The following is a 932-nucleotide window of genomic DNA, read 5'->3' as shown; positions in this document are numbered from 1 at the left end:
ACCGTCGGCGTGGACCGGGAGCAGGCAGCCGCCATCGGACACCTTCCCCGTGGGCACGGCATCCTGGGTGAACTCATCCGTCATCCCGGGCCGCTGCGTCTGTCGGATCTCACGAGCCATCCGGCGTCCTACGGATTTCCGTCGGACCATCCGCCCATGCACTCGTTCCTCGGTGTGCCGATCAGGGTCCGCGACGACGTGTTCGGCAACCTCTACCTGACCGAGAAGCGCGGCGGCGGAGATTTCGACGACAACGACGAGACCGTGCTCTCCACTCTCGCCGTGGCCGCCGGGGTGGCGATCGAGAACGCGCGGCTCTACGAGACCGCGCGGGGCAGGGAGAGCTGGCTGCGGGCCAACGCCGAGGTCGTGGCCGAACTGCTGTCAGGGGCGGACGAGACACAGGCGCTACGGCTGATCGTGGACAGGGCGCGTCATATCCTCGCCGCCGATCTGGGGGTCCTCGCTCTCCCCGACAGGGGCGGCACACAGCTCCGGGTCGCTCTCGCCGACGGGGTCGACGCCGATGCCCACCGGGGCCTGCTTCTCCCGCGCGAGGGTTCGTTCGCCGGTGCCGTTCTGCGCGCCGGAAAGCCGCTCATCAGCGCCGATGTCGAGCACGACCCCAGGATTACCGCCGGCCCGCCGCGCTGGGCCGGTCTGGGACCGGCCGTCGCGGTACCGATGATCGCCAGCGAGGAGGTGCGCGGTGTCCTTCTGCTGGCCAGGCTCAGCTCGGGCGCCCTGTTCACCCCGGCCGAGACCGCTCCCCTCCAGGCGTTCGCCGCGCAGGCGGCACTCGCCATGGAACTCGCCGGGCGCCGGCGCGCCGCCGAGCAGATGTCCGTGCTGGAGGACCGTGACCGCATCGCCCAGGACCTGCACGATCTGGCGATCCAGCGGCTCTTCGCCACGGGGATGACCCTGCAGAG

Annotated in this window: 1 protein-coding gene; it reads left to right on the top strand. The window is 70.8% G+C overall.

Going from position 1 to position 932, the window contains the following annotated elements; all coding sequences use genetic code 11:
• Positions 1-932: GAF domain-containing protein (locus tag BHU15_RS37335; RefSeq protein ID WP_141726986.1), on the top strand; the 932-nt coding region annotated here is incomplete at both ends.

Source organism: Streptomyces niveus, assembly GCF_001723055.1.
Classification (GTDB): domain Bacteria; phylum Actinomycetota; class Actinomycetes; order Streptomycetales; family Streptomycetaceae; genus Streptomyces; species Streptomyces niveus.
The sequence above is the reverse complement of the archived record's forward strand: the minus strand, read 5'-3'. Positions and strand labels throughout refer to the sequence as shown.